This window comes from Tardiphaga sp. OK246 (genome assembly GCF_900188215.1).
GTDB lineage: Bacteria > Pseudomonadota > Alphaproteobacteria > Rhizobiales > Xanthobacteraceae > Tardiphaga > Tardiphaga robiniae.
This window is the reverse complement of record NZ_FZOX01000001.1, coordinates 719,057-740,099: the sequence shown is the minus strand read 5'-3', so window position 1 is coordinate 740,099 and position 21,043 is coordinate 719,057. Positions and strand designations below refer to the sequence as shown.

Below are 21,043 nucleotides of genomic sequence, written 5' to 3'. Positions count from 1 at the left end.
CATGTATTTGTTGAATTAAACTATCCCCACAATATCGGGATGCGGCTATGAACTGCATCACGTTGTGGCGAGTTTGAGTGTGACACCGCACGTTTCAAGACTTGAGGTTCAAGGCTTGCACCAAACGTGCCAAATGGCAGTGGTAAAGTCAGGGCAAACAATGGCGAAGCAAGGGCAGATCGCAAATCAGGGGCTGGATGGCCTGACCACTGCGGCGAGGGATGCGGCGGCCAACGGTAAAGCCGGCAAGGGCCTGCCGCCGGTGCATCTGTGGAATCCGCCATTCTGCGGCGATCTCGACATGCGAATCGCTGGCGATGGTACGTGGTTCTATTTGGGAACGCCGATCGGCCGGCCCGCATTGGTGCGGTTGTTCTCAACGATCCTGAAGCGTGAGGGCGGCAAGCACTTTCTCGTGACCCCCGTGGAGAAGGTCGGCATCACCGTGGACGATGCCCCATTTCTCGCCGTCGAGATGCTCAAGGAGCAGGACACACGTGGCACGGTGTTGAAGTTTCGCACCAATGTGGACGATTGGGTGGAGTGTGACAGCATACACCTGCTGCGATTCGAGATGGCTGAAGACGGCGGGCTGACGCCCTATCTGCATATCCGCAGTGACCTGTGGGCCAAGGTGACGCGGGCGATCTATTACGATCTGGTTGACATGGGCGAGGAGCGGATGGTCGATGGTATCGCGATGTTCGGCATCGCCTCCGCGGGCGCGTTTTTTGCCATGGCCGATGCGGAGCAGGTCAGGGAAGCTACATAAGTGAGCCGATTGAAGTGAGCCGGGCGAATGAGCCGATGCTGAAGACCGACGCGGATGCCGCGGATATCGGTTCAGTTGAGTTTTTCAAGCGGGCGAAGGCACGCCTGAATTTCGATGTGCCCGAGGGGCTCACCGACGCCAGCATCGTTCCCGTCACCGGCGATGCCGGCAACGACCGCATGATCCAGATTGTGGCGCAGGAGCGGCCGATCCGTCCGGCCGCGGTCCTGATCGGCATCGTCGAACACGAACAGCCAACCGTGCTGCTCACCCAGCGCTCCGCGCATCTCAACGATCATGCCGGACAGATCTCGTTTCCCGGTGGCAAGATCGATCCGACCGATGCCTCGCCGCTGGACGCCGCGTTGCGAGAGGCCGAGGAGGAAATCGGTCTCGATCGCTCCTTCGTTGAGCCGATCGGTTATCTCGATCTCTATGCGACCGGCTTCGGCTTTCGAATCCTGCCGACGCTGGCGCGAGTGAAGCCAGGCTTCAGTCTCACGATCAACGAGAACGAAGTGGAAAGCGCGTTCGAGGTGCCGCTGGCATTCCTGATGGATCCCGCCAATCATCAGCTGCACAGCAAGGAATTCCGCGGCATGGAGCGGTCCTACTACGCGATGCCGTTCGCCGAACGTTACATCTGGGGCGCCACCGCAGGCATCCTGCGCGTACTGTATGAACGGATCGTGCTCACATGATCCGTCCGGTTCTGACCGAAGTCGGCATTTTCCTCATCCCGTTTGCGCTCTATGCCATTTTCCTGATCGCGACCAAGAATGGTGTGACACTGAAATCGTCATGGCCGATGCCGGTGATGATCAGGCTCGCCATCGCCGCCGCCGTGCTGGTGATCGTGAGCCTCGTGCTGCTGGCGCAGTTTTCCGGCGCGCCGCCGGGATCGACCTATGTCCCGGCGCATATCGAAAACGGCAGGCTCGTTCCCGGGGTCGAAAAATGAGCGTGCGCAGACTGTACGACGCGCCGTGGCTCACGTCAGGACCGTCCGGGCAGGTGTTAGCGCTGCTCAACGGCAATGGCGAGGAAGCCCGCGCGGTCGGCGGCGCCGTCCGCAACGCGCTGATGAAGCTTGATGTCGGCGAAATCGATATCGCCACGACGGCCATGCCCGATGAAGTGATCCGCCGCGCCAAGGCGGCCCATATCAAGAGCGTGCCGACGGGCATTGAGCACGGCACGGTGACGCTGGTTATCGACGGCGCGCCGTTCGAGGTCACGACACTGCGCGAAGACGTCGAGACCTTTGGCCGCAAGGCCAAAGTGGCATTCGGGCGCGACTGGAAGCGCGATGCCGAACGACGTGATTTCACGATGAACGGCCTTTCGGCATCCATCGACGGCGTGGTGCATGATCATGTCGGCGGCCTGTCCGATCTCGATGCCCGGCGGGTGCGCTTCATCGGCGATCCCGACCGGCGCATCGCTGAAGACTATCTGCGCATTCTCAGGTTTTTCCGCATTCATGCCGCCTATGGCGCCGGGACGCCGGATCGCGAAGGTTATCTCGCCAGCATTCGCGGCCGCGATGGACTGGCGGGAATATCGGCCGAACGTATCAGGATGGAGTTGCTGAAGCTGCTGGTGGCGGATGGGGCCTTCGCGGCGGTGGATGCGATGGTCGATGCCGGCCTGATGCTGCGGATCGCCGGCGGCGTCACCTACAAGGGACCATTCGCCGCAATGATCGCCATCGAGCAGGTGCTTGGGCAGAAACCTGATGCGGTTCTGCGGCTTGGCGCGCTCGGCGTGGCCGTCACCGAGGATGCGCGGCGGCTTGCGCAAAAGCTGCGGCTGTCCAATGACGAAACAAAGGCCTTGGATTCCATGGGCCATCGCTGGTGGCGGCTGAAGGGCATGGATGAATCCCATGCCCGGCGGCGGCTCTATCGCCTCGGCGAAACGCGCTATCGCAATCGCATGATGCTGGCCTGGGCCCGCGCCGGCCGCGATGCTGATGTGGAGGCGTGGAAAACGCTCGTGGCCTTGCCGGAGCGGTGGACTCCGCCGGTGTTTCCGCTCAGGGCTGCCGACTTCATGGCGCGCGGCATCGCCAAGGGCCCGGCGCTCGGCCATGTGCTGGCGCTGGCGGAAGATGCCTGGCTGGCGCTGGACTTTCCGATGGAGGTCGATGTGTTGACTGTTATCGCCGACCAAACGATTGCGCGATTCAAGCACGACCATCAGCTCTAAGTCTCGACGGCACCATGAAGCATGTCATTCGCCCCGGTTCTGCCGATATCAGCGATGATGCCGACGTCGTTGTGCCGTGGTGGAGTTTCACCAAGACGCTGATTGCCGCCACGGCACTAACCATGGTGCGTGATGGACAGTTGGCTCTGGATGATGCGTTGCCGGGCGAGTCCTTTACGCTCCGCCAGTTGTTGCAGCATCGCGCCGGTCTGGCCGACTACGGTTCTGTTACGGCCTACCATGCGGCTGTCGCTGCCGGTGAAGACGCCTGGCCGGTGGACCAGCTGCTGCACTCAGTTTCTGCTCTGCATGCCGGAATTGAGCCGGGCCATTTCGCCTATTCGAATGTCGGCTATTTGCTGGTCCGGGAACATCTCGAACGCGTGAGCGGGCTGGGGCTCGATGCCTTGATACGACACCGGTTGCTCGAACCCTTCGGTGTGGTCGGGCCGCGCATCGCCAATCAACGCAGCGATCTCGCCGATGTCCGGATGGGCAATGCGCAGTCCTACGATCCGCGCTGGGTCTATCACGGGCTGGCGGTCGGGACATTGCGCGATGCCGCAATGCTATTGCACCGCTTGATGACGACGGACTTGCTGCCTGCGGGGCTGCGCGACGAGATGTGCCACGGGATCGCAGTAGGTGATCCCGGTGCAGGACGTCCATGGCAACACGCGGCTTACGGCCTTGGCGTTATGGCTGGAACGACAACCAGTAATTTACGCGTCGTCGGGCATACCGGCGGAGGTCCGGGCAGTGGCATCGCCGTCTATCATTGTCCCGAACATGCGCAAGCAACCGTTGCGGTCTTCGCGACCGACGGTGCTGCAGGCAATATCGAGGCGGACGCGTTCAAACTCGGTCTGCAAAGATGAGTAACAAGCCGCCGCCGGACATTTGCGTCCGGCGGCGGACGGCCTGATCAGGCCACCTTGCTCTTGTGCTCTTCTTCGTCGTCGTGTTCTTCAGCTTCGTCCTCTTCGCTCTCGTCTTCGTCGTCATGCGGGATGACGAGGGCGAGTTCGAGCACGGCACGCGGAAGGGTCTCGCGGAACAGATCGCCTTCCTCGCCCAGCCAGATGCATTCGATGTTGTCGCCGTCAACGTCGGCCACGGTCAGCGGGCAACCGCCCGACTTCAACATGACGACATCGCCTGATTTCAATTCCATGGTCGGCTCCCGAAATGTGTTTGACGCGCACTGAGTCTAGCTCCGCGTCATGACAGGCCGAACACGGGGATGTTTCTGTCAGCTATTTTTGCTGAAGCAGTTTTGCGAGTTCCGCGCCGAGGCCGACGCTCTCCAGCGCAGGCGGCGGGCTGCTGTCGAGACCTTTCGCTGCTGCGGCGATCACGGCACGCGTGCCGGTTTCGACGGAACACAAGACGGGTACCGGCACGTCAGCTTGGATGCGAGACGCAAGGCCGGCGAGCGCAGCGCCGCCAAGGATCACGACCTCGGCCCCGTCGTCCGTGGCACAGGCCGTGCAGGCGCTGGCGAGCGCGGCCAGTGCTGCATCGGGATTCCGCGCGATATCGCCGCCGGTCGGTGCGATGGTGCGCACCTTGGCGAGCTTGTCGGCCAAGCCGATACTTCCGACGAACTCCCGGAGCATCGGCCCCCACAGCGCGCCGCCGGTGACGATGGCGAAACGCCCGCGTCTGGACGCCTCGATGCAGGACGCTTCGGCCATGCCGACCACGGGAACGTCTGCAATTTCGCGCAGCGCCAGTAGGCCGGGGTCGCCGAAACAGGCGAGGTAGACCGCATCGCAGCCGGCGCCATGAGAAGCATAGGCGTCGAGCGCCGCATGGCCTGCGATGGCCGCCGAGGCGCGCGTCGAAATATAACGCGCGCCGAACCGGCCGGTCACCGGCACGAAGTCGGCGTCCTTGCCGGCGACGGCTTCGACGTGCCGTTTCACCAGCGTGGTGACGCTCTCGGTGGTGTTGGGATTGATCAGCAGGATGCGCACGGGATGGGCTCTCGATGAGTCCGTCCACTATAGGCGCCAGTGCGAGAAATGCACGGCGATCATCGAAACGCATGCGGGCGCATGAGACGTGCCGCCCGCCGCCGTCCTAGCTGCCGGCGCCGTAATAGGCTTCGCTGCGGATGATCTGGTGATCGGCGTCGAAATCCATCATTTCGCAGGCCCGGGTCGGTCCACCGGGCAGCGGCGCGCTCCACCAGACCGTCAGGCGCTGTAACTCGCCGTCCCAGGCGGTGCTTTCCAGGGTGAGGCGCGGCTCTGTCAGCCCGCCATAGGCGGCGTGCCAGTAGGTGCGAATGGCGTCGCGTCCCTTTATGGTGGATGATCCCGCCAGTTTCGTTGCCAGCGGGCTGCGCATCTCACCTTCGGGAGCAAAATGATCAACGATCGTATCGATCGCGAGCCGATTCCAGTTTGCAGCCCACTGCTGCGCGAATGCCATCGCGTCCTGCCGGGTCAACATGCGTCCCGTCTCCCTGTCGTGAGCCTTCGATGAGCCCATCTCCCAGAAAACCTAGCATCGCCGTTTCTCAAGTCAATGATATTGACCTTAAGAAACTCGATCCGCTCGATGATGCACTGGCGCTGATGTATTTCGGATGGCGCGGGATGACGCGTGCGGCTGACGAGTATCTGGCGACGGTCGGCCTGTCTCGGGTTCACCATCGCATTCTCTATGCCGTGCTGCGCGGCGAGGGCATCACGATGTCGGATCTGCTGGCGATCCTGCAGATTTCGAAACAGGCGCTGCATCGCCCGATGAAGCAATTGCTCGATGAGGGCTATGTGGCCGTCAAGCGCGATCCGACGCGGCATCGTTTCAAGATTCTTGAACTGACGCCCGCCGGCCGCGCGGTCGAGCGCATCGCATCCGGTCATGAGCGCAAGATCATGGCCCGTGCCTTTAAGAAGGCGGGGGCGGGCAGCCAGGCCGCATGGTCGGCGGTGATGGCGGAGGCGGCGCGCGACTAGCCAAGTTCAAGTCTTGAGGTCAACAATATTGACTTGATAGGCAAGCTCTGCCATCCCGGTCCCATAACAAGGATGTTCACGGGACGGCGGAGGCAAACATGACAACTGAGATTGGTGACGCGAGCAGCGGCCTGAAGCTTGTGCAGCAGGCCTTCGCCGCAGGCGGATTTGCGCGCGGCATCGGCCGCACACTCGGCATCAAGGGCGAGTCCGCAGAGCAGGGCAAGGTTGTGCTGGTCGGCTCGCCGAACGAGGATCACTACAATCCGCTCGGAACGGTGCATGGCGGTTACGCGGCCACGATGCTGGATGGCGCCATCGCGCTGGCGGTGCAGACCTCGCTGCCAGCAGGAACCGGTTACGCGACGCTCGATCTCAAGGTCACCTATATCCGTGCCATGACGGCTGCATCAGGGCCGATCCGCGCCGAAGGCCGTATCATTTATATGGGGCGCAGGATGGCCGCGACGGAGGGTACACTAACCGACAAGGATGGCAGGCTTTGCGCGCATGCGACCGCGACCTGCATGATCACAGGGAAAGACTAGAGCATCATCCCGAAAAGTGGATACCGGTTTTCGCCGACAAACGAATTCGTTTGTCGAGAGATCATGTGCCAATAAAGACTCTAGCCTTTCGGCCCGAAATACACGCAGCTCTCGTTGCAGCTGTCGCGAAACACGCCGACGCGGACGACCGGAGCCTTGTCGGCGACGCGGTCCCAGATGAAGCGTGAGAGATTTTCCAGCGTCGGAATGCCGATCGCTTCGATCTTGTTGAGAAACTTGTGGTCGAGCGTCTTGCGCAGCTCATCGAGGCTGCGGTCGAGCAAGCCGAGATCCATCACCATGCCGGTCACGGGATCAGGTACGCCGCGGATGGTGACTTCGGCACGGAAGGAGTGGCCATGGATTTCCTGGCTCACTTCACCGAGCGTGGTGTGAGACAGCGCATGCGCCGCCTCGAAGCGAAACGATTTGGTCAGTTCCCACATCGGAAGTCGTCGTCCTTAGAAGTCCGGGTCCTTAGCGGATCCCAAGTGTCTTGTGTGTCTGCACGCTTAGCCGCCATTGCGGGTGGCGCAGGCAGTAGTCCACCGCGTCAGCGGTATTGCTGATAGCGTCCGGTCCGTCCATCGGCTGCAATGAGAAACGCTCGAAGGTGAGGCCTTCGAATTTTTCCGGCATCGCCTGCGCCTGCGGATAGACCAGCTTCAATTCGTGTCCGCTGTGCACCACCAGTTCCGCACCGGCCTTCGGGCTGACGCAGATCCAGTCGATGCCTTCGGGCGGCGCGACCGTGCCGTTGGTCTCGACGCCGATCTCGAAGCCGCGCGCATGCAGCGCGTCGATCAGTTCGGCGTCCACCTGCAGCAGCGGCTCGCCGCCGGTCAACACCACATAGCGATTGCCGGACGGTCCCACCCATTGTGCGGCGATGGTGTCGGCGAGTTTGTCGGCGGTGGGGTAACGACCGCCCAAAGTGCCGTCCATGCCGACGAAGTCGGTGTCGCAGAACTGGCAGGTGGCGTCGGCGCGGTCCTGCTCCCGGCCGGTCCAGAGGTTGCAGCCCGAGAACCGGCAGAAGACGGACGCGCGGCCGGCATGGGCACCTTCGCCCTGCAGCGTCAGGAAGATTTCTTTGACCGCGTAACTCACTGTCTTAGCTCTCTAAAACCGGCATGTCCGATCCGGCTCGGGCCACGTCTCGGTTCCATATGGGGTAAGCGGCGGCTCTTAGCACGGCTGGGCCGTGGATGTCCCGGCCGATCACCGACATGTCAATTGCGATGTCCGGCGCGGGCCGCCAAAGGTCGATGACATTACGTCAAATTGTCGCACCTGGATACCATGCAGCCGTCGCTCGTCACATCCGGCAGTTCTGCCGCCGCCACACGTACGTGCGGGACCTGCACCATGTGCTGCAAGGTCTATCGCATCGACGACCTCGCCAAGCCGGCGGGCAAGTGGTGCAAGCACTGCGCGATCGCGCAGGGTTGTAAGATCTACGACAGCCGGCCGCAGCAATGCCGCGCCTTCGATTGCGTCTGGATCCAGGACGACGAGATGCCGGAATCCTGGAAGCCGGAAAATTCGAAGATCGTGTTTTCGGTCTATCCGACCACCGGCTTCATCTATGGCCAGGTCGATCCCGGCACGCCTTTCGCCTGGCAGAAGGAGCCGATCCATTCCGGCCTGATCGCCTGGTCGGAGAAGCTGCTGGCAGAACGTCGCCACCTGCTGATCTTCGTCGGCGGCAATGCCACGCTGATCATGCCCACCGGCCCGGTGCCGATCGGTCCGATGTCGCCGGCGGACGGCTTCATCATCCGCGAAACCTTCACGGCCAAGGGCAAGGACTACATCGCCACGCGTGTCCCGAGCGGGCGGTAGTCAGCCGCGCACCTGCCGCAGCGCCTCTCCCAATGCCATGGCCACCGTCATCGCCAGATTGATCGACCGCAGGCTCTCACGCATGGGAATAACAACGCGGCTGTCTGCAGCAGCCGCGACATCCTCCGGCACACCGGCGCTCTCGCGGCCGAACAGCAGAATCTCATCGTCAGAATAGCGATGATCGAGATAGGGCTCCGCGCCCTTGGTCGTGAACAAGGCGAGCCGATACTTCGCCTCGCGCCGCCAGTCCTCGAAATGCCGCCATGAATCGTGCCGGACGATCGACACCTGATCGAGATAGTCCATGCCGGCGCGGCGGAAATGGCGGTCGGAGGTCGGAAAGCCCGCCGGCTCGATAATATGCGCCTCGACATCGAGACAGGCACAGAGCCGCAGTATGGTGCCGGTGTTCTGCGGAATGTCTGGCTGGTAGAGGGCGATGCGCACGGCGGACTTTCTCCGGCCGCATCTTGATCGACGCGGCCCATGTCAGGCGATAGCGCCTGACATGCAGTCGGACAAGGCCGGCGGCTCTACTCAGCCGGCGCGAGTCGCGTATTCGAACGCGCTTCCGTCGTCTCGCGTACCTTCACGCGTGCGCGGCGCTTGCGCCACCAGATCACCACGCCGGTCACTGAGAGCGCCGCTACGACCAGACCCATCGCCGAAATCAGGATGCGGCCGGGCAAACCCAGGATTCGTCCCGAATGCATCGGGAACTGCATCTGCACGAAGATGTCGGCGGCGGTGCCGACCCAGGGCAGCTTCGCGCCGAGCGGGCGGCCGTCCTCGCTGTCGTAAAAAAGCGACGGCGGGCCGACGCCTGCGGCGCCGTGATCGTCGCCAGGCTCGAAGAAGAACACCTGATACACGCCGTGTGCCGGGCCGTAGAACAGCGAGCCGATCGGTGTGGTCCAGCCGCGCGCCTTGCCGTCGGCGGTGGCGCGCTCGAGGATCTGGGCCCAGGTCATCTTGGGTTCGATCGGATTATCGAGGTGACGATACTCACGCTGCTCGTAAGGCGTCGGCGTGTAGTCCGAGAACTTCTTCATCAGCGGCGAAAAGACTTCGAAATACAGGTTCAGCGAGAACGCCGTGAACGCGATGATGAAGAGCAGGGCCCAGGTCCACAGGCTGAAGGCGCGGTGGATGTCGAAATTGATCCGGTAGGCGCTGCCCGAGGTCTTGATCATCCAGGCCGGCTTCCAGCGCGCCCAGAAGCCCTTGCCGAGTTCGCGCGCGACGGCGGGAGCGGCTCCCGCCTTGACGCGTTTGCGCGATGGCAGTGTCAGATAGAATCCGATGAAGCAATCGATGGTCCAGATGATGGCGATGACGCCGAGGATGCGCATGCCCCAGCGGTCGCTGCCCCAGAATTCCGGGATGTGCATTGTGTAATGCAGCTTGTAGAGGAACGAGACGAAGTTCTCGCGGGTCACGGGCCAGACGGCGCCCCAATAGCGGCGGCCGAGTTCCTCGCCGGTGTTGGGATCGAGGAAGATCTGATTGTAATCGAGTGTGTAACGCTTGCTTGTCGTGGGATCGATCCGCGGCAGAACAAAGAACGAGAGCGACTCATTCTTTTCCGGCGTCATGTACATGTGGATCACGCGCGCGCGCGGATCGCGCTGCTCGATCAAGCCCGCGAGTTCGATCGACGGTTTAGCGGGGCCTGCGGTGGTGACATCCTTCAGCTTGCTGTTGAGAAGATCGTCAAGCTCGTGATCCCACGAGATAACCGCGCCGGTAACGCCCGAGAAAAACAGAAATGCTGCGGTGAGGAGTCCAGCCCAGCGATGCAGGCGCCCGAAGATCGATCTCATGGCGTTCCGCCCGTGTTGTTGTGGTCGCGTTTACTACCAAGTGTCGCCACTGCCGGTCGAGAGACCGGCGGTGGCGTATTGTCGCGTTTTAGGGTGATTCTAATGTTCACCAGCGATAGGTCAGCTTGGCGACGACTTTGCGCGAGTCACCGTAGAAGCAACCATAAACGGGGCTGTAGCAGGATGAAACATAGCGGGTGTCCGCAATGTTGGTGACGTTGAGCGCGAGCCGGTAGTTCTTCTGATTATAGGCCAGTAGCGCGTCGACCACGGTGGCTCCCGGCACCTTGCTTGTGTTGGCATCGTCGGCCCAGCTATCGCCGATGTAGCGAATGCCGCCGCCGACCTGGACGCCCTCGAACAGGCCGCCTTGCATCGTGTAGTCGCTCCAGATGCCCAAGCGATTCATCGGCACGGTGGTCAGAGCCTTGCCAACATTCACCGGATCCTTGGTGACTTCGATGTCGATGTAGGAATAGGCGGCGCGGACATTGAAGCCGGCGGCGAGGGTGGCGGTGGCTTCCAGTTCGATGCCGCGAGAATTGACCTCGCCGGTTTGAATCGCCGTGAACGGCGCAACAGGCAGGAAGCGAACGACATTTTGCCGGGTCAAGTCGAAGGCGGCAAGCGTGATCATCGCATTGACGCCGACCGGCTGATACTTGATGCCGACCTCATGCTGATGCGCTGTTTCCGGCGCCAGCAGGCTGCCATTGGCGATGTTCAGCACCGGCAGGAACGACTCCGAGTAGCTGTAATAGGGCGCCACGCCGCTGTCGAAATTATACATCACCCCCGCACGACCGGTGAAGGCCGACGCATCGGTGGAGGTCGGTGAACCGTCCATGTAGTTGTCGTAGGTCGTCTTGGCAAAATCCTGCCGGCCACCGAGCTGGACCGAGAGCCTGCCGAGCTTGATCTGGTCCTGCGCATAGATGCCGACCTGCGATTGCTTCACGCGATAGTCTTCGTAGAGCGCGCCCTTGGTCCAGCTGTTGGTGTAGACGGGGTTGAAGACGTTGAGGGGATCGGCGCTGTAGCTCGTGTTGACGTCGGTCGATGTCGTGTTTCGATAGTCGATGCCGAACAGCGTGGTGTGGCTCAGGATGCCGGTGGTGAAGTGGCCCTCCAGCTGGTTGTCGACGGCGATGGAGTTGATCGTCGAGGCCGATGATCCGCCGTAGCGGTAGAGCAGCCCGGCGGCTTCGTCGAGGTAACCGCCGGCATTGATGCTGTCGGATTCGTTATGCATCCACGAGTAGCGCAGGTTCTGCCGGAAGGTCAGGTTGTCGTTGATGTTATGCGCGAACAGGTAGCCAACCGAAGCGATCTCGTTGTCGTATCTGTTGAAGCCGGGTTCGCCAGTGTTGCGGTTGATAGGGATGAGACGGCCCGCATTCGGATAGATCGTGCCGGATGCCGGCAGGAACTGCAGACCCCAGCCGTTCTTCTCCTTCTGATAATTCGCCAGCACTGTGAGTGTGGTGTCTTCGTTCGGCTTGAAGGTGACGGCCGGCGCGATGAAGACGCGGCTGTCCCTGGCGTCATCGACCTGCGTGCCGCCGTCACGGACCAGGCCGGTCAGGCGATAGAGCACCGTGCCTTCCTTGTTGGCGGGGCCGCCAAAATCGAACTCGCCCTGATAGCGGTCGAAACTGCCGCCTGACACCGAGATTTCGCCGAACTGCCGGGCGGTCGGAAGCTTGCTGACATAGTTGAGAATGCCGCCCGGTCCGCTGCCACCATACATCACCGAGGACGGTCCTTTCAGCACTTCGAGACGAGACGCGCCGAAGGGATCGAGGCTGTCGAAATGGATATAGGGCGTGCTGGGCAGCCGCAGGCCATCGAGATACAGCCCCTGCTGCGTCATGTCGAAGCCGCGGATCTGGATGCCGCCATTGCGGGTATCGGAACCGCCATTGACGTCGCCATTGGCGCCCGCGGTGTAGCGCAGCGCCTGAGTGAGGGTCTGTGCGTCCTGGGTCTTGATCTGGTCGGAGGTGATCACCGAGATCGATTGCGGAGTTTCCATGATCGGGGTGTCGGTCTTGGTGGCGGAGCCGCTGCGATTGGCGACGAAACCGATCACGGGGCCGCCGGCGCGCGCACCGGCGTTGGGATTGGCTGGTGCCGCCGGTGCCGCCTGCGGCGCACGGGCCGTGCGATTGGTGCGGGCGGCCCGGCTGGTCGATGCGCGCTGGGGCGGCCTGGCCGTCGCCGGACGCGTACGCTGCTGCGGCGCATCCACCGTCACTGGCGGCAGGGCAGACTGAGCGTCGGCAGTACCTGTCGGAATCGACAAAGCGAGACCGCTGACGGCGCAAAGACATAGAGCCCGAAGCGTGTGCAGCCGAGTTGCCGATTCGATGAAGTGGGATGTTGTCATGACGCTGCGATGCCCCAGTTAGGCCGGCTCTACCGGTAAAATTTGGATGCTTTCGCTTTAGCGCAGGCGAAGAATGAGAACAGAATTAGGGATTTAGAACGTCTTCAAACGCGCTACTTGAGCGCGATTTGTTGCTGAAACGACGCAGAATTATTCACGATCATGAATTGTTGCTGTTTTTGCCTGGCGGTCGCGCGAATCGTAGTGCGCGAGAGGTGTCCGGAAAATCGGCGGAGCGCGATCGACTGCGAATCGCGATCCCTTGTCCCGCCAAAAGCCTGATGGCTGTTTCCTATAGTCACGACGTGCCGAATTATCCGCCGCGCGGAAAGGCGTTGATTCTGTGGTGCATCGCATCTTGCTTCGCCGATCGTAGGCTTGCACTGCCGCACCAAGGGTGCCAATAGAACGATTCTGGACTGCGTGTTCTGCCTGTTAGGCAAGGACTAGTAGGCCTCTGCCGCCGTGGGGAGAATCGCGGGCGTCGGTTTTTTGCTTCAGGTCAACGCAAAGGCGTGACCGGGGTGTCTAAGCCGGCTGCAGATAAGAAAGGGTTGGGATCGTGACGACAACGTCTTCGGCGGAACACACGCGCCGTGATTTCTTGTTCGTGGCCACTGGGGCAGTGGCTGCAGTGGGCGCCGCAGCCGCCGTCTGGCCGCTGATTTCTCAAATGAATCCAGATGCTTCGACCATCGCGGCGGGTGCGCCGATCGAGGTCGATCTGGCCCCCATCGCCGAGGGGCAGGACATCAAGGTGTTCTGGCGCGGCAAGCCGATCTACATCATGAACCGGACCAAGAAGCAGGTCGAAGAGGCGCGCGCCGTTCCGGTGTCGAGCCTGCCCGATCCGCAGACCGATCAGGCCCGCGTCAAGGAAGGCCACGACCAGTGGTTGGTCGTCATCGGCATCTGCACCCATCTGGGCTGCATCCCGATTGCTCACGAAGGCGCTTACGACGGCTTTTTCTGCCCCTGCCACGGTTCGGTCTACGACACTTCGGGCCGCATCCGTCAGGGTCCGGCGCCGCTCAACCTGCCGATCCCGCCTTACGCCTTCGTCTCTGACACCAAGATCAAGATCGGCTGAGCTGTCGGATCCCATCCGATCTCGCGCCGATAGTGTTTTTCTCTTCTCAGGATCGCATCATGAGCGGACCATCGACCTACCAGCCGACCAATCCCGCTTTGCAGTGGATTGAAAAGCGTCTGCCAATTATCGGCCTCGTCCATTCCTCCTTCGTTGCCTATCCGACACCGCGTAACCTGAATTACTGGTGGACGTTCGGCGGCATCCTCTCCTTCATGCTCGGCGTGCAGATCGTCACCGGCGTGATCCTGGCGATGCACTACACGCCGCATGTGGATATGGCGTTCAATTCGGTCGAGAGCATTGTCCGCGATGTGAATTACGGCTGGCTGTTGCGTTATCTGCACTCCAACGGCGCATCGATGTTCTTCATCGCCGTCTACATCCATATGCTGCGTGGCCTGTATTACGGGTCGTACAAGGCGCCGCGCGAAATCCTCTGGATCCTTGGCGTGATCATCTACCTTCTGATGATGGCGACTGGTTTCATGGGCTACGTGCTGCCGTGGGGCCAGATGAGCTTCTGGGGCGCCACCGTCATCACCAACCTGTTCTCCGCGATTCCCTATGTGGGCGAGAGCATCGTGACGTTGCTGTGGGGCGGCTATTCGGTCGGCAATCCGACGCTGAACCGCTTCTTCTCGCTGCATTACCTGCTGCCCTTCGTGATCGCCGGCGTCGTCGTGCTGCACGTCTGGGCGCTGCATGTCGCCGGTCAGAACAATCCGGCCGGCGTCGAGCCGAAGACCGAGAAGGATACCGTGCCGTTCACGCCCTACGCGACCATCAAGGATGGTTTCGGCATGGTCTGCTTCATGATCTTCTACGCCTGGTTCGTGTTCTACATCCCGAACTATCTCGGCGATCCCGATAACTACATCCCGGCCAATCCGGGTGTGACGCCCGCGCACATCGTGCCGGAATGGTACTACCTGCCGTTCTACGCCATCCTGCGTTCGATCCCGAGCAAGCTCGGCGGCGTCATCGCGATGTTCTCGGCGATCATCGTGCTGGCCTTCCTGCCCTGGCTCGATACCGCCAAGACCAAGTCGTCGAAGTATCGTCCGCTGGCCAAGCAGTTCTTCTGGATGTTCGTCGTGGTGGCTGTCCTGCTCGGCTGGCTCGGCGGCAAGCCCGCGGAAGGCATCTACATCATCGCCGGCCGCGTGTTGACGTTCTGCTACTTCGCCTACTTCCTGATCGTGCTGCCGATCCTCAGCCGTATCGAAACGCCGCGCGCAGTGCCGAACTCGATCGCTGACGATGTGCTGGCCAAATACGGCAAGAAGGCAGCCTCCGCGATCGTCGCACTGGTCCTCGCCGGTGGCCTGATGGCCGGCGGTACGCAGAGCGCCAAGGCTGCCGACGAGCATGGCGGCCCGACGCCGCCGTCTCTGAGCTGGTCGTTTGCCGGCCCGTTCGGCAAGTTTGACCGCGGTGCCCTGCAGCGCGGTTACAAGGTCTACAAGGAAGTCTGCTCGACCTGTCACTCGATGAGCCTGATCCACTTCCGCAACCTCGCGGACGTGGGCGGCCCGGGCTTCTCTGCGGCTCAGGCGCTGGCAGTGGCATCCGAGATCAAGGTGCAGGACGGTCCGAACGATGCCGGCGACATGTTTGAGCGTCCCGGTCGTCTCGCGGATCCATTCCCCAAGCCGTTCCCGAACGAGAACGCGGCGCGCGCGGCCAATGGCGGTGCCTATCCGCCGGATCTGTCGCTGATGGCCAAGGCCCGCAACTACGACCGCGGCTTCCCGCAATTCGTGTTCGACTTCTTCACCCAGTTCCAGGAGAAGGGCCCGAACTATATCGACGCCCTGCTGCAGGGCTATGTCGATCCGGCGCCGAAGGATTTCGCGCTGCCGCCGGGCGCGTATTACAACAAGTACTTCCCCGGCCACGCTATCAAGATGCCGAAGCCGATCTCCGACGATCAGGTGACCTATGATGACGGCACCCCGCAGAAGGTCGAGAACTACGCCAAGGACGTTTCGACCTTCCTGATGTGGACCGCAGAACCGCATCTCGAGGCCCGCAAGCGTATCGGCTTGCAGGTGATGGTGTTCCTGATCATCTTCGCGTTCCTGATGTATTTCACGAAGAAGAAGGTCTGGGCGAACGCTCATTGAGCGTCGCAAACATCCTTTCAAAAGGGCCCCCGATGGGGCCCTTTTTCGTTTTCAGCCTGTGCGCGCCCGGACCATGGATTCTCGAGGAACCGTTGACTAAGCTTCGCGCAAGGGCGGGAGACGCGGGCTCGGTGAGCGTCACGGATATCCACGCTCATCGGGGGGGTGGATGGCGGGCGCGGCGATCGACGATATTCTGTTGAACATCAGTCCGGGTGGCCAGATGGCGCTCGGCATCGTGCTGGCGCTGATCATGTATGGCGTCGCACTCGATCTTCGCGTCGCCGATTTCGTCGATGTGTTCCGACGTCCGGCGGCGCCGCTCGCGGGGCTCGCCGCGCAACTGATCCTCCTGCCTGCGGTCACATGGGCGATCACCATGGTGTTAAAGCCGCAGCCTTCCATCGCGCTTGGCATGATGGTGGTGGCGGCCTGTCCCGGCGGCAACATTTCCAACCTCATCACCCATATGGCGCGCGGCAACACCGCGCTGTCGGTGTCGATGACCGGTATCTCCAGCCTGCTCGCCTCCGTCACGACGCCGCTGAACATCCTGTTCTGGGCCGGACTCAATCCGCAAACCGCCGCACTGCTGCGCCAGGTGAGCGTCGATCCCGTCTCGTTTATCGGATCGACCGTGCTGCTGCTCGGCGTGCCGATGGTTGCCGGTCTGCTCACGGTGCGTCATCTGCCGGGGCTGGCCGACCGTCTGCGCCGGCCGCTGCAGATCCTCTCTTTCGTGTTCCTGATCGGATTTATTCTGGCCGCGACGATCACCAACTGGCGCTACATCGCGGTATTCTCGACGGCGGTGCTGCCCTTCGTCGTGCTGCATAACGCGATCGCCGTCGCGCTCGGCTGGGGCGTCGCGAAGATCCTTGGGCTCAGCGACTACGACACCCGCGCGCTCACCATCGAAGTCAGCATGCATAATTCCGGCCTGGGGCTGGCGCTGATCCTCACGCAATTCGACGGCCTTGGCGGCGCAGCGCTGGTCGCCGCTGGCTGGGGAGTCTGGCACCTCGTCTCCGGCTGGGCGCTGGCGGCCTGGTGGAAACGGCGCGACCCGCATCCGGCACGCATTGAAGGTGCGGCATGAGCGACGCGATGGCGAATAGCGGCGTGCTGATCACCGGCGCGGCAGGCTTCATCGGCAGCGCTTTGCTGCGCGCACTCGCGGCCGGTGGCGACGGGCCGGTGACAGCGCTCGATCTGCGCGAGGTGCCGCCACAACAGCGCCTCGACGGCGTAGCCTATGAGCACAGCGACATTCGCGATCCCGGCTTGAAAGAGATCATCGCCCGCGTGAAGCCCCGTACGGTGGTGCATCTGGCTTCGGTCGTTGCCGTCGGCGGCGACGACCGGCGCGACTATGAGATCGATGTGCTGGGCACGCGCAATGTGCTGGAAGCCTGTCTCGCGGCAGGTGTGGACCACCTGATCGTGACTTCGAGCGGCGCGGCCTATGGCTATCACGCCGACAATCCCGTGCCGCTACGCGAGACCGATCCGCTGCGCGGTAACGAGGATTTCCCTTATGCACGCAACAAGCGTGAGGTCGAGGAGATGCTGGCGCACTGGCGTAGCGATCATCCGCAATTGCGGCAGACCGTGTTTCGCCCCTGCACCGTGCTGGGGCCGACCACGAACAACCAGATCACTGCATTGTTCGAGCGCCCTGTTGTCACCGGCCTCAGTGGCACCGCAACGCCGTTCTCGCTGATCGCCGATTCCGATGTGGTGGCGGCACTGGCGCAGGCCGTGCACACTGGCAAGGGCGGCATCTATAATCTCGCCGGCGATGGTACGCTCAGCCTGCGCGAGATTGCGCAGCTGAATGGCAAGCCGTTCATTCCAATTCCGCCCGCGGTGATGAAGGGCGCGCTGTGGTTGCTCCATGCGCTCGGGCTGACCAAACTGACGCCGCAGAATGTCAAATTCATCCAGTATCGTCCGGTGCTCGACAACACCCGGCTCAAATCCGAATTCGGTTATTCGCCCAAGCTTGATGCGCGCGCCGTGTTCGAACGCTATCGCGACGAACGCCCGGAGCTGATGTCATGACTTTCCTCGTCATCGGCGCCGGTCCCGCAGGTCTTGCCGCAATCCAGAGCCTGAAGGCCGCTGGCCATGCTGTGGAAGCCGTCGAGCAGAATGCCGATATTGGCGGGCAGTGGCTGTATGGCGCGGCGCCGAGTGCGGTCTATGCCTCGACGCATCTGATCTCGTCGAAGCGCACCACGGCCTTTGCGGATTTCCCGATGCCGGAGGACTGGCCGGCCTATCCGGGCCATCGCCAGGTGCTGGATTATCTGCAGAGCTATGCCCGGCATTTCGATCTCTATCCGCTGATCCGCTTCAACACTGGCGTGCGCAGTCTGACGCGGCAGGGTGGCGGATGGCGCGCCGTTTTCAACGACGGTACGGCAGCCGACTATGCCGGCGTCGTCATCGCCAATGGCCATCTCAGCGATCCCCTGATCCCCAAAACGTCAGGCACCTTTGATGGCCCACTGATGCATGCCAAGGACTACAAGACCGCCGATATCTTCACCGGCCAGCGCGTGCTGGTGGTGGGCATGGGCAATACCGGCTGCGACATTGTCGTGGATGCAATCCATCGCGCGGATAAGGTGTTGTGGAGCGTGCGCGGCGGCAATCATTTCGTGCCGAAGTTTCTCGCCGGCAAGCCGGCGGATGAAGGCAATCACAAGCCGAAGCGCTTCATCATTCCGAAGAACCTGCGCTCAAGGCTGCACGAGCCGATCCTGCGCTTCATCGTCGGCGCGCCGGAGCATTTCGGCCTGCCCAAGCCACAGCACCGGCTTTATGACCGCACACCGATCGTCAATTCGCTGGTGCTGCAGCATCTTGGCCAGGGCGATGTCGCCCTGCGCAAGCCAGTCCGCGAATTCAACAGCAAGTCGGTCGTGTTCGCCGATGGCCGCTGCGACGAGGTCGATCTGGTGTTGCTTGCGACCGGCTACCGGATCACGTTTCCGTTCCTCGGCGATCTCCGTGCACTCGATTGGCAGGACGCGATCGGTGCGCCCAGGCTGTTCATGAACATGTTTCCGTCGGAGGATAACGGTCTGTATGTCGCCGGGCTGCTGGAGGGCGCCGGCGTGGGCTGGGAAGGGCGTGCATTGCAGGCCCGCGTGATTGCGGCCTATCTCGCGGCCAAGGCCGCGCGGCCGGATGCGGCAGCAGCGCTGCGGCAGGAGATCACGCAATGGTTCGCGCAACCGCCACGGCGGGACGGCGGCGAACACGGACTGTTTGTCGATTTTCTCACCTACAAGCGAGACCTGCAGCGCGCGCTGGCCCGGTTGAGTTGACACGTGAGGGGTCTATAAGTTGCCCCGAACCATTCCAGCGGAGGACATCATGGGAACATCGATCAGCTTCAAGCGCCCCGACGGCAAGGAAGCCAAGGGCTATCTCGCCAATGCCCAGGCCGGCAATGCGCCCGGCGTCGTCGTCATCCAGGAATGGTGGGGTCTGCAGGAGCAGATCAAGGGCCTGGCCGATCGTCTTGCGCTGGCCGGCTTCGATGCGCTGGCGCCTGATCTCTATAATGGTGTGGTCGTGCCCTATCACGACACGGATGCGGCCGGCAAAGAAATGAACTCGCTCGATTTCATGGACGCCACCACGCAGACCGTGCGCGGCGCGGCGCAGTACCTGTCGCGCAACGGTGCCAAAGTCGGTCTCACCGGTTTCTGCCTTGGCGGCGCCGTGACCATCATCGGTTCGTGCAAGATTCCCGAACTCAAGGCCGCCGTGGCGTTCTATGGCATTCCGCCGGAGCAGGCCGCCAAGCCCGCCGATGTGCAGGTGCCGCTGCAGGGCCACTTCGCCAATCGCGACGACTGGTGTACGCCTGCGGTGGTTGATGTGTTCGAGAACGGCCTCAAGGCTGCCGGCAAGTCGGCCGAGTTCTTCCGCTATGACGCCGACCACGCTTTCGTCAACGAACAGCGCGTCAGCGTACATGACCGCGAAGCCGCCGAGCTGGCCTGGGGCCGCGCGACCGCGTTCTTCAAGAAGCATCTGGGCTGAGGCCTTTTGATCGGATGCTGATCCGCAGAGCACGACCCGATGAAGCGGCCGAGATATGCGATGTCTTGCGCCGCTCTATCGCCGAGCTCTGCGGCGCCGATCATCATGGCGATCCGGCGATCCTGAGACGTTGGCTCGCCAACAAGACTCCTAAAATAGTGGAAGGCTGGATCGCCCATCCGGACAATTTCGTTCTCGTCGCGGTCGAGGAAGAAACAGTGCTCGCCGTCGGCATCGTCAGACACGATGGCGAGATTACGTGCAACTACGTCTCGCCGGATGCCCGGTTCCGGGGCGTCAGCAAGGCGATGCTGGCACAGCTTGAGGCGACCGCACGGGACCATGGCAACGCTGTCTGCAATCTGATCAGCACCGAGACAGCCCATCGCCTGTATCTGTCTGCCGGCTATGAAGACTGCGGAGTGCCACAGGGAAAATTCGGCACGACATCATCCTTTCCCATGCTGAAGCGGCTCACCGGTGAATCTCACACATCGTGACGCATAGCCGCGTGGCAGCTTGATGCGACAGGCCTGACCCTGTAGGTCGAGGCCAATGACATCCGACTACACCATTTCCGATTTGCGCCAGCAGGCCGACTTCTTCGACATCGTCGCCGATCGGATCTGGCAGGCGTGGTGGAAGCGCCATGGCGTGCCTGAGGCCTATATCGTCGAGCGACTGCGCGAGAACATGCAGGGGACCGACCTGCCGATCGCGCTGGTGGCGCATCGTGGGCCGGACTTTCTCGGAACGGCGTCGCTGCTGGTGTCCGATCTCGACGAGCGTCCGCAATATACGCCCTGGGTAGCGGCGGTCTGGACCGAGCCCGATGCCCGCAAACAGGGTATCGCCCCGGCGCTGATCGAGCGGGCCTGCCTGGAGGCCTTCTCCCGGGGGCATGCCCGGGTCTATCTCTGCGCTGCCCCGCCCCGTCGGGCCTGGTACGAGAGCATCGGCTGGACCCCGATCGAGGACGGCGTCGGGGCGCTCAAGCTGACGGTATTCGTCCGGGAGCGGCCGGAGGCCGTCTAGTCCCTTGACCTTCGAGCCCGGCCATGGTGATTTGCCCGCCATGAGCACCCCTGTCCGCAACAGCCGTCGTTGGTGGCGCACCTCCTGAAGAGGTGGTCGGTGCGATTTGCTTATTTTCAATCGTCGAAGGCCGCCATCGCAGTGCGACGGCCTTTGCTTGTTTGTTC

The 21,043-nt window shown here is 62.2% G+C and carries 24 protein-coding genes; 16 read left to right on the top strand and 8 right to left on the bottom strand.

Annotated features, from left to right (window positions below):
* Positions 1-160: 160 nt before the first annotated feature.
* Genes CHC01_RS03675 through CHC01_RS03655 form a run of 5 tightly spaced genes read left to right on the top strand, consistent with a single transcriptional unit; the run spans position 161 to position 3,861 of the window.
* On the top strand, positions 161-772 hold the full coding sequence (locus CHC01_RS03675) for a DUF1285 domain-containing protein (RefSeq protein ID WP_089262550.1): 612 nt from the start codon (positions 161-163) through the stop codon (positions 770-772).
* A 35-nt stretch (positions 773-807) separates the two neighbouring features.
* A complete protein-coding gene (locus CHC01_RS03670; RefSeq protein WP_089262548.1) occupies positions 808-1,473 on the top strand; it encodes a CoA pyrophosphatase in 666 nt (221 codons plus the stop codon).
* A complete protein-coding gene (locus CHC01_RS03665; protein WP_089262546.1) occupies positions 1,470-1,733 on the top strand; it encodes a DUF6111 family protein in 264 nt (87 codons plus the stop codon). Before CHC01_RS03670 ends, CHC01_RS03665 begins: the two co-directional genes overlap by 4 nt.
* On the top strand, positions 1,730-2,983 hold the full coding sequence (locus CHC01_RS03660) for a CCA tRNA nucleotidyltransferase (protein WP_089262544.1): 1,254 nt from the start codon (positions 1,730-1,732) through the stop codon (positions 2,981-2,983). Before CHC01_RS03665 ends, CHC01_RS03660 begins: the two co-directional genes overlap by 4 nt.
* A gap of 14 nt (positions 2,984-2,997) precedes the next feature.
* A complete protein-coding gene (locus CHC01_RS03655; protein ID WP_089262542.1) occupies positions 2,998-3,861 on the top strand; it encodes a serine hydrolase domain-containing protein in 864 nt (287 codons plus the stop codon).
* 47 nt (positions 3,862-3,908) lie between these two features.
* Here the strand turns inward: CHC01_RS03655 and CHC01_RS03650 are convergent, their stop codons facing one another.
* From CHC01_RS03650 to CHC01_RS03640, 3 genes are all read right to left on the bottom strand, one after another.
* Positions 3,909-4,157, bottom strand: coding sequence for a YodC family protein (locus tag CHC01_RS03650; RefSeq protein ID WP_068733086.1), 249 nt, complete (start codon positions 4,155-4,157; stop codon positions 3,909-3,911).
* Between the two features lie 82 nt (positions 4,158-4,239).
* Complete coding sequence (locus CHC01_RS03645) at positions 4,240-4,962, bottom strand: aspartate/glutamate racemase family protein (RefSeq protein WP_089262540.1); 723 nt, start codon at positions 4,960-4,962, stop codon at positions 4,240-4,242.
* Positions 4,963-5,068: 106 nt separating this feature from the next.
* Positions 5,069-5,422, bottom strand: coding sequence for a nuclear transport factor 2 family protein (locus CHC01_RS03640; protein WP_176454488.1), 354 nt, complete (start codon positions 5,420-5,422; stop codon positions 5,069-5,071).
* Between the two features lie 50 nt (positions 5,423-5,472).
* On the opposite strand from CHC01_RS03640, the gene CHC01_RS03635 reads away from it, so the two are divergent.
* The gene (locus tag CHC01_RS03635; RefSeq protein ID WP_089262538.1) at positions 5,473-5,952 is read left to right on the top strand and encodes a MarR family winged helix-turn-helix transcriptional regulator; all 480 of its coding nucleotides are present in this window, start codon (positions 5,473-5,475) and stop codon (positions 5,950-5,952) included.
* Positions 5,953-6,050: 98 nt separating this feature from the next.
* Positions 6,051-6,500 (top strand): PaaI family thioesterase, encoded by a 450-nt coding sequence (locus CHC01_RS03630; RefSeq protein ID WP_089262536.1) that lies wholly within the window; start codon positions 6,051-6,053, stop codon positions 6,498-6,500.
* Between the two features lie 80 nt (positions 6,501-6,580).
* Here the strand turns inward: CHC01_RS03630 and CHC01_RS03625 are convergent, their stop codons facing one another.
* Together CHC01_RS03625 and queE are read right to left on the bottom strand one after the other, a co-directional pair.
* Positions 6,581-6,946 (bottom strand): 6-pyruvoyl trahydropterin synthase family protein, encoded by a 366-nt coding sequence (locus CHC01_RS03625; RefSeq protein WP_089262534.1) that lies wholly within the window; start codon positions 6,944-6,946, stop codon positions 6,581-6,583.
* Positions 6,947-6,977: 31 nt separating this feature from the next.
* A complete protein-coding gene (queE, locus tag CHC01_RS03620) occupies positions 6,978-7,610 on the bottom strand; it encodes a 7-carboxy-7-deazaguanine synthase (protein WP_089262532.1) in 633 nt (210 codons plus the stop codon).
* Between the two features lie 192 nt (positions 7,611-7,802).
* On the opposite strand from queE, the gene CHC01_RS03615 reads away from it, so the two are divergent.
* Entirely contained in the window at positions 7,803-8,345 is a 543-nt protein-coding gene (locus tag CHC01_RS03615) for a hypothetical protein (RefSeq protein ID WP_089262531.1), read from the top strand.
* Here CHC01_RS03615 and CHC01_RS03610 read toward each other — a convergent pair whose 3' ends face one another.
* The 3 genes from CHC01_RS03610 to CHC01_RS03600 all read right to left on the bottom strand — a co-directional run bounded on the left by CHC01_RS03610 (position 8,346) and on the right by CHC01_RS03600 (position 12,476).
* Entirely contained in the window at positions 8,346-8,795 is a 450-nt protein-coding gene (locus tag CHC01_RS03610; RefSeq protein WP_089262529.1) for a tRNA (cytidine(34)-2'-O)-methyltransferase, read from the bottom strand.
* Between the two features lie 86 nt (positions 8,796-8,881).
* Positions 8,882-10,171, bottom strand: coding sequence for a siderophore utilization protein FsrB (gene fsrB, locus CHC01_RS03605; protein ID WP_089262527.1), 1,290 nt, complete (start codon positions 10,169-10,171; stop codon positions 8,882-8,884).
* Between the two features lie 106 nt (positions 10,172-10,277).
* Positions 10,278-12,476 carry a TonB-dependent siderophore receptor gene (locus CHC01_RS03600; protein WP_502695619.1) on the bottom strand — a complete coding sequence of 733 codons (2,199 nt, stop codon included), beginning with the start codon at positions 12,474-12,476 and terminating at the stop codon, positions 10,278-10,280.
* 646 nt (positions 12,477-13,122) lie between these two features.
* Here CHC01_RS03600 and petA point away from each other — a divergent pair.
* The 8 genes from petA (at position 13,123) to CHC01_RS03560 (ending at position 20,876) form a co-directional block, all read left to right on the top strand.
* A complete protein-coding gene (gene petA, locus CHC01_RS03595) occupies positions 13,123-13,650 on the top strand; it encodes a ubiquinol-cytochrome c reductase iron-sulfur subunit (RefSeq protein WP_068733107.1) in 528 nt (175 codons plus the stop codon).
* Positions 13,651-13,709: 59 nt separating this feature from the next.
* Positions 13,710-15,779 carry a cytochrome c1 gene (locus tag CHC01_RS03590; protein ID WP_089262525.1) on the top strand — a complete coding sequence of 690 codons (2,070 nt, stop codon included), beginning with the start codon at positions 13,710-13,712 and terminating at the stop codon, positions 15,777-15,779.
* A gap of 169 nt (positions 15,780-15,948) precedes the next feature.
* Entirely contained in the window at positions 15,949-16,878 is a 930-nt protein-coding gene (locus tag CHC01_RS03585; protein WP_089262523.1) for a bile acid:sodium symporter family protein, read from the top strand.
* Positions 16,875-17,843, top strand: a complete 969-nt coding sequence (locus tag CHC01_RS03580) for an SDR family oxidoreductase (RefSeq protein ID WP_089262521.1) — start codon at positions 16,875-16,877, stop codon at positions 17,841-17,843. Before CHC01_RS03585 ends, CHC01_RS03580 begins: the two co-directional genes overlap by 4 nt.
* Positions 17,840-19,117: a flavin-containing monooxygenase gene (locus CHC01_RS03575; RefSeq protein WP_089262519.1), complete on the top strand. Its 1,278-nt coding sequence runs from the start codon at positions 17,840-17,842 to the stop codon at positions 19,115-19,117. The genes CHC01_RS03580 and CHC01_RS03575 overlap by 4 nt, the downstream gene beginning before the upstream one ends.
* 49 nt (positions 19,118-19,166) lie before the next feature.
* Positions 19,167-19,841 carry a dienelactone hydrolase family protein gene (locus CHC01_RS03570; RefSeq protein ID WP_089262517.1) on the top strand — a complete coding sequence of 225 codons (675 nt, stop codon included), beginning with the start codon at positions 19,167-19,169 and terminating at the stop codon, positions 19,839-19,841.
* 65 nt (positions 19,842-19,906) lie between these two features.
* Positions 19,907-20,341, top strand: coding sequence for a GNAT family N-acetyltransferase (locus CHC01_RS03565; protein ID WP_349636608.1), 435 nt, complete (start codon positions 19,907-19,909; stop codon positions 20,339-20,341).
* Positions 20,342-20,396: 55 nt separating this feature from the next.
* Positions 20,397-20,876 carry a GNAT family N-acetyltransferase gene (locus tag CHC01_RS03560; protein WP_089262513.1) on the top strand — a complete coding sequence of 160 codons (480 nt, stop codon included), beginning with the start codon at positions 20,397-20,399 and terminating at the stop codon, positions 20,874-20,876.
* The last annotated feature ends 167 nt before the right edge of the window (positions 20,877-21,043 follow it).